The 5814-nt window shown below is 65.6% G+C and carries 7 protein-coding genes; 4 read left to right on the forward strand and 3 right to left on the reverse strand.

Annotated elements, in window-relative coordinates:
• Both AC1DJN_RS20240 and gcvH read left to right on the forward strand, forming a co-directional pair.
• A partial coding sequence (locus AC1DJN_RS20240; protein WP_478039971.1) for a glycine cleavage T C-terminal barrel domain-containing protein occupies positions 1–595 on the forward strand: 595 nt, incomplete at its 5' end.
• A 94-nt stretch (positions 596–689) separates the two neighbouring features.
• On the forward strand, positions 690–1085 hold the full coding sequence (gcvH, locus tag AC1DJN_RS20245; protein ID WP_025877788.1) for a glycine cleavage system protein GcvH: 396 nt from the start codon (positions 690–692) through the stop codon (positions 1083–1085).
• 283 nt (positions 1086–1368) lie between these two features.
• On the opposite strand, the gene AC1DJN_RS20250 is transcribed toward gcvH, so the two are convergent.
• The gene (locus AC1DJN_RS20250; RefSeq protein WP_152543265.1) at positions 1369–1749 is read right to left on the reverse strand and encodes a hypothetical protein; all 381 of its coding nucleotides are present in this window, start codon (positions 1747–1749) and stop codon (positions 1369–1371) included.
• A gap of 112 nt (positions 1750–1861) precedes the next feature.
• On the opposite strand from AC1DJN_RS20250, the gene AC1DJN_RS20255 reads away from it, so the two are divergent.
• Positions 1862–2389: a hypothetical protein gene (locus tag AC1DJN_RS20255; RefSeq protein ID WP_025877789.1), complete on the forward strand. Its 528-nt coding sequence runs from the start codon at positions 1862–1864 to the stop codon at positions 2387–2389.
• Positions 2390–2452: 63 nt separating this feature from the next.
• Here AC1DJN_RS20255 and AC1DJN_RS20260 read toward each other — a convergent pair whose 3' ends face one another.
• Complete coding sequence (locus AC1DJN_RS20260; protein ID WP_478039973.1) at positions 2453–3373, reverse strand: LysR family transcriptional regulator; 921 nt, start codon at positions 3371–3373, stop codon at positions 2453–2455.
• Between the two features lie 111 nt (positions 3374–3484).
• Between AC1DJN_RS20260 and AC1DJN_RS20265 the strand changes: the two genes are divergently transcribed.
• Positions 3485–4243, forward strand: coding sequence for an SDR family NAD(P)-dependent oxidoreductase (locus AC1DJN_RS20265; RefSeq protein WP_032974956.1), 759 nt, complete (start codon positions 3485–3487; stop codon positions 4241–4243).
• A gap of 117 nt (positions 4244–4360) precedes the next feature.
• On the opposite strand, the gene AC1DJN_RS20270 is transcribed toward AC1DJN_RS20265, so the two are convergent.
• On the reverse strand, positions 4361–5761 hold the full coding sequence (locus AC1DJN_RS20270; RefSeq protein ID WP_025877795.1) for a serine hydrolase domain-containing protein: 1401 nt from the start codon (positions 5759–5761) through the stop codon (positions 4361–4363).
• Between the last annotated feature and the right edge of the window lie 53 nt (positions 5762–5814).

The following is a 5814-nucleotide window of genomic DNA, read 5'->3' on the forward strand; positions in this document are numbered from 1 at the left end:
GCAGGTGCAGTCGCAGGTGCAGTCCGACGACGGCGTTGAACTGTTCGTCGCCCGCACCGGCTACACCGGCGAAGACGGTTTCGAGATCCTGCTGCCGCAGGATGCCGTGGTCGCGTTCTGGAACCGCCTGCTTGCTGCCGGCGTGAAGCCGGCCGGTCTTGGCGCGCGCGATACCCTGCGCCTGGAAGCCGGCATGAATCTGTACGGCCAGGACATGGACGAAGCGATCAGCCCCTACGAAGCGGCGCTGGCCTGGACGGTGTCGCTGGACGAGGGTCGCGACTTCATCGGCCGCGACGTGCTGGAGGCGCAGAAGGCGGCTGGCAACGCACGTCAGATGATCGGCCTGGTGATGGATGAGAAGGGCGTGCTGCGCCATGGCCAGGCGGTCACCACTGCCGGCGGCCAGGGCGAGATCCTGTCCGGCACCTTCTCGCCGACCCTGGCCAAGGGCATCGCATTCGCGCGCGTGCCGGCCGGTGAACTCGGTCAGGTCACCGTCGACATCCGCGGCCGTCAGGTGCCGGTGCGGGTGGTCAAGTTCCCGTTCGTGCGCGAAGGCCAGGCCCAGCCCGGCGTGCTTGGCGACGCCTGATCCAAACATGCCGGTCGTCACTGCCAGCAGTGGCGGCCGGTTGGTTACACTAGCCCCGTTTTTTCCACCCCCTGCATATCTCTGGAGCAGTCCCATGAGCGAGATCCCCGGCGACCTCAAGTTCCTCAAGTCCCATGAGTGGGCCCGTGTCGAAGGCAATGGCCGCGTGACCGTCGGTATTTCCGACCACGCCCAGGGCCTGCTGGGTGACCTGGTCTACGTCGAGCTGCCCGAAGTCGGCGCGACCGCCAAGGCCAACGAGCAGATCGCGGTCGTCGAGTCGGTGAAGGCCGCCTCCGACGTCTACAGCCCGATCAGCGGCACCATCGTCGAGGTCAACTCGGCACTGGCCGACAAGCCGGAAACCATCAACGAAGACGCCTACGGCGATGGCTGGATGTTCGTTGTCGAAGTGTCCAACAGCGACGAGCTCAACGAGCTGCTGGACCCGGACGCGTACGCCGAAGGCCTGGAAGACGAAGAGCACTGAGTCGTCGTTTCCCCGGTACGAAAACGGCCACCCTCGGGTGGCCGTTTTCGTTTTGGAGGAGGCTTCGAACTTATGCCGGCCGGTTCGCCGCATGCCATCGCCATGGCATCAGTCGGTGTTGAGCGCGGGCAAAAGGCGTGCGCAGTTTTGCGCAAATCCGCGTTTCCACCCCCGCGGCGGCGCGCCCGGATGTGAAAAGTTTTTGGCCTTGTTGCAGGACCGTTGTGCTGGCGTTGGCGCGTGCGTTGCCATGCATGGCCGCGTCGCCGCGTGGCGTTCCGCTTCAGGCCCCTACATGACGCAGAGTGCTTATTTCAAGTGTTTTTTCTTCGCTGTTCGTGCGCAGTTGATGGCAGCGACGATGCGCGATGCAGTGTTTGCCGGCGCTCGCGGAGGAACATCGGCAGGCGCGGGAAGGGCTTCCGGGACGCGGCGGATGTGAAAATTTTTCGCGGGGGTTGTTGACAGTAAAAAAAACCGTGATTAGGTTTCGCCTCAGCAGACCTTGCCTGCCAAACCGAGTGCGCAGAATCAATCGTCCGATGCGAAGCAGCCCCTCGAAGACCACCGCGATCCTGACGACGGTGGAGATGGCCCCGCTTCCCCTCGAGAAATGCAAGGCAACCCCTGTTCCGATGCCTGCTCCGCCGATCGTGGCGGGCATCACCGCATCCGTAACGGCGCGCCCGACGCGCCGGCGGTCCCCGCACGCAGCATGGGCGGGTTTGATCCACCTGGGCGTTTCAACTCCCTATCACTGACGAGGAGCCATCACCATGGCAACCAAGAAAGCTGCGAAGAAAAAGCCCGCCGCCAAGAAAGCGGTGAAGAAGGTCGCCAAGAAGGCCGCTGCCAAGAAGGCAGTGAAGAAGGTCGCGAAGAAGGCGACTGCCAAGAAGGCAGTGAAGAAGGCTGCCAAGAAGGTCGCCAAGAAGGCCACGGCGAAGAAGACAGTGAAGAAGGCGGCCAAGAAGGTAGCCAAGAAGTCCGCTGCCAAGAAGGCCGTAAAGAAGACCGCGAAGAAGGCCGTCAAGAAGGTAGCCAAGAAGGCCACCAAGAAGACTGCCAAGAAAGCCGCCAAGAAGACCACTGCCCGCAAGCCGGCCAAGAAGGTCGCCAAGAAGGCAGTGAAGAAGGCGACAAAGAAGACCGCCAAGAAGGCAGTGAAGAAGACTGCGAAGAAGGCGACCAAGAAGGCTGCCCCGAAGAAGGCTGCCAAGAAGGTTGCCAAGCGCAAGCCGGCCGCCCGCAAGAAGAAGGCCGCTCCGGTGGCCCTTCCGGCAACTCCGGCACCGCTGATCTAAGTACTTCCCGATAGCCGTACCCTGAGACCCCTTCCCCGACTGCCCAGCGGGGAGGGGGTTTTTTTATGGGCTGCCTGCGCCTGGCCAGCTGCGTTCACCCGCTGCGTCGCAGGGAAACCGCTCGACCAGGAAATCCACGAAGCTGCGCAGCCGGGTGGAGTGATACCGGTCGTGCGGATAGACCACGTGCATGGGCCGACCGTGCCGGCCATGTTCCGGCAGCAACGGGACCAGGCTACCCGCATCGATGTCTGCTGCCAGCAGCAGGCTCGACTGCAGGATGATGCCCAGGCCCTGCAGCGCGGCCAGCCGCAACGCTTCGCCGTTGTTGATCTGCAACCGTCCCGAAGGCGGCGCTGGCAATGCCACTTCGTTGCCCAGCCAGTGCGACAGCGCAGCAGGATCCAGCGACAGGCATTGATGCTGCTGCAGCTCCTGCGCGTTGTGCGGCGTGCCATGCCGTGTGAGATAGGCCGGCGATGCACACAGGGTCAGCCGGTAGGCGCTGAGCGGACGCGCTACGAGATGCGTGGCGTCGGCCAGCGTGCCGATGCGGATGGCGGCCTCGAACCCCTCATCGGCCAGTTCGACCACGCGATCGGTCAGGACCAGTTCGACACTGACCTCGGGGTAGCGGTCCATGTAGGTCGACAGTGCCGGCACCAGCGCATGCGTGCCGAAGATCACCGGTGCACTGATCCGCAGCGYGCCCGCCGGTGCCAGGTGGTGATGCTGGGCCTGCGCATCGGTTTCCTCCACCAGGCGCAGGATCTCTTTGCAGCGGCCGAAGTAGGCCTCACCGAAAGCGGTCATATGCTGCCGACGGGTCGTGCGGTTCAACAACTGCATGCCCAGCCGTTCTTCCAGGGCGCGCAGGTGCTTGCCGGCCATCGTCGCGGAGATGTCCAGTGCCGATGCCGCGGCACTGAGGCTGCCCTTTTCCACGGCCAGCACATAGACCTGCATGCTCTCCAACAGGTTCATCTGACACCCCGGGTTCTGAATGTTGAAACCTCGCCGGAGTTTATCAATCGAGGGTGTTCAAAGAGCATGTCCGCACGGCCAGATGGGCCGGCAGAACTGGCAGGGCAACACATGAAACTGGATCTTGAAGGACGTACCGCGCTGGTCACCGGCGCAGGCAGCGGCATCGGCGCAGGTGTTGCGCGGGTACTGGCGAGGCAGGGTGTGCGCGTGGCGATCACCGCGCGGCGGCAGGCGCCGTTGCAATCGGTGGCGGCCGCAATCGAGGCGGCGGGTGGACCGGTACCCGTCGTGTTGGTGGGCGATCTGACCGACGCCGACGATGTGCAGCGCATCGCCAGCGCTTCGCTGCAGACGCTGCAGCACGTGGACATCCTGGTCAACGCGGCCGGTGGCGCACGGTTGGCCGGGGTGGCCGCAGCAGACGAGGTGTGGGACGAGGCGATGGCACTGAACTTCTCGGCGGCACGACGGCTGACGCAGGCGTTGCTGCCGTCGATGCGGGCCAATGGCTGGGGGCGTGTGATCAACCTCAGCGGGTCGATGGAGCCGCGTGCGGTGAATGCCGCGAGCCCGGCGAAGGCGGCGCTGCATCTGTGGAGCAAGGGGCTGTCCTGCGATGTGGCGGGCGAGGGCATCACCATCAACTCGATCGCGCCGGGGCGGATCAACAGCGCGCAGATCCTGGATCGGCTGCATCCCACCGAAGAGAGCCGGCGTGAGTTCATCGCCCGCAACATCCCGATGGGGCGTTTCGGCGAACCAGAGGAGGTGGCGCACCTGGTTGCGTTCCTGGCGTCGCCGTTGGCGGGGTACATCACCGGGGCGGTGATTCCGGTGGATGGCGGAATGCACTACTTCGCCCACTAGCATCCCGGGCGCGCCTGATTCTACGAAACGGTGAAGGCAGGGACGCTCAGCGCTACGTAAACAAGCGAAAAGGGCGACCCGTAGGCCGCCCTTCTGTTTACGGTCGAGCTCGCCAGCTCAGCGCGGCGAGGCCACCGCGCGGTTGCCCGAAGCGCCCTTGCCCTTGCGCTTGTCCTGCTGTGCCGGGGTGGCGCCCTCGGCCATCAGGTTGTCGCTGCCGAAGTCGGTGTCCACGTCCAGCCAGCGCTGCGACGGCAGCCCGAGGGCTGCGTCGAGCACGGTCGGCAGCAGGCCGCTGGGCAGGCCGCTTTCGCCGTTCCACATGATGGCGATGCCGAGGTCGCGCTCGGGCACCAGTGCAACAAGGCCGCGGTAGCCCTGCACCGCGCCGGCATGGAACACGACATCGTGACCGGCGTAGTCGAAGGTGCGCCAGCCCAGCGCGTAGCCGGCCGAGTGCAGGCGTTCGCGGCGCCAGCCCGAACGCATCTCGCCCGGTGTGTTGATCAGGCTGGAGTGCAGGGTCGCCAGCAGCGGTGCCGGCAGCACGTCCGGGCGGTGGCCGGTATGGGCCAGCAACCACTGCGCCATGTCACTGGCACTGGCGTTGACGCCGGCAGCAGGGGCGACGCGGTAATAGGTCGGCTTCGGCGTCAGCGACACCCAGCCGTTGCGGCTGCGCACGTGCGGGCGCGCCCAGCGCGAGCTGGCCTGGATGCCGGCCAGGCCGAGGCTGGCATCGTTCATGCCCAGCGGCTTGAAGATGCGGCGTTCGACCGACTGCTCGTAGAAGCTGCCGGAGGCCGCATACACGACGTCGCCGATCAGGCTGAAGGCCACGTTCTGGTAGGCGTAGCAGTCGCCCGGCAGGCACTTCAGGCTGGTGTTGGCCAGCTTCTGGGTCAGCGCGTAGTACTCGGCATTGCCTTCGATGTCGCGGTCATAGGCGTTGTACGGCAGGCCGACGCGGTGGCTGAGTACATCGGCCACGGTCAGGCGGTCGGTGGCCTCCGGCGAGTTCAGGCGGAAGCCCGGCACGTAGTCGGTGACCTTGCTGTCCCAGCGCAGGGTGCCATCGTTGACCAGCAGGCCGGCCATGGTGCCGGCGAAGGCCTTGGACAGCGACGCCAGGCGGAACACGGTGTGGGCGTCGACCGGCAACGGGTTGTTGACGTCGGTCACGCCGTAGCCGCGCGCGCTGAGCACGCGGCCGCCCTGCACGATGGCCACTGCCATGCCGGGCACGCGCTCGCCATAGGTGAGCTGCTGCGCCATCGATTCGATGTTGGCGACGTTGAAACCGGCAGCGGGCAACTGCACCTGCGGCACCAGCCCGGTGCGGTAGGCCGCAGGCTGGGTGTGGGCGACGGCGCCACCGGCGGCGGTTTCGATGTTGGTCGGCATCGGCGGCAACGCCGGCGGGGTCTGCGCGGTGGTGGACAAGGCAAGGGGCATCAACATGCCCAGCAAACCGGTGGCCGCCGAACGGATCGGACGACGCAGGCTGTTCTTTTTCATCGGTTGGAACCCGTGCGCGACTGCTGGGGATGATTCTAGCGCCGCTTTTCGCC

The organism is Stenotrophomonas sp. 05L414_2, assembly GCF_056397905.1.

Coding starts and splice junctions, on each gene's coding strand:
- AC1DJN_RS20250 (WP_152543265.1), bottom strand. CDS start 1,749: ATGCCCGCCACGATCGGCGGAGCAGGCATCGGAACAGGGGTTGCCTTG.
- gcvH (WP_025877788.1), top strand. CDS start 690: ATGAGCGAGATCCCCGGCGACCTCAAGTTCCTCAAGTCCCATGAGTGG.
- AC1DJN_RS20265 (WP_032974956.1), top strand. CDS start 3,485: ATGAAACTGGATCTTGAAGGACGTACCGCGCTGGTCACCGGCGCAGGC.
- AC1DJN_RS20255 (WP_025877789.1), top strand. CDS start 1,862: ATGGCAACCAAGAAAGCTGCGAAGAAAAAGCCCGCCGCCAAGAAAGCG.
- AC1DJN_RS20270 (WP_025877795.1), bottom strand. CDS start 5,761: ATGAAAAAGAACAGCCTGCGTCGTCCGATCCGTTCGGCGGCCACCGGT.